Source organism: Rhodanobacter terrae (genome assembly GCF_042657005.1).
GTDB lineage: Bacteria > Pseudomonadota > Gammaproteobacteria > Xanthomonadales > Rhodanobacteraceae > Rhodanobacter > Rhodanobacter terrae.
In genome coordinates this window covers 1-565 of the sequence record NZ_JBHSNG010000099.1, presented here as the reverse complement: position 1 = coordinate 565, position 565 = coordinate 1, and the positions used below count along the sequence as shown (strand labels likewise).

Here is a 565-nt window from a genome sequence, read left to right as displayed (position 1 = left end):
GATATCATTTTCAGACAGGATCTGATGCATTTCCGCGCCATCGGTCGCTTCGAATACATCGTAACCTTCTGCTTCGAAAATACTTTTTAACGTGTTGCGTGTTACCAACTCGTCTTCAACGATAAGAATGTGCGGGGTCTGCATGTTTGCTACCTAAATTGCCAACTAAATCGAAACAGGAAGTACCAAAGTCCCTGACCTGCCTGCTGCATGTCGCAAATTAACATGCGCGGCGTAACATGACTAAAGTACGTAATTGCGTTCTTGATGCACTTTCCATCAACGTCAACAACATCATTAGCTTGGTCGTGGGTACTTTCCCTCTGGACCCGACGGTGTCAAAAACGGCTGACATCCTAACCATTTTAACAGCAACATAACAGGCTAAGAGAGGCCGAACACCCAATAAAACTACGCTTCGTTGACATATATCAAGTTCAATTGTAGCACGTTAACAGTCTTGTGAAATCATTGCATCGCCATGCTCTTTATAGTCACAATCTTTACCAGGCTCAACTAGTTGCGTGGATAAATTAATAAATACAGTGAATCCAAAGCCTGAAAC

1 protein-coding gene is annotated in these 565 nt (G+C 43.0%); it reads left to right on the top strand.

Annotation, left to right across the window (positions count from 1 at the left end):
- The first annotated feature begins 239 nt into the window (after positions 1 to 239).
- A complete protein-coding gene (yjjY, locus tag ACFPPB_RS20405) occupies positions 240 to 380 on the top strand; it encodes a YjjY family protein (protein WP_004146984.1) in 141 nt (46 codons plus the stop codon).
- Positions 381 to 565 lie beyond the last annotated feature (185 nt).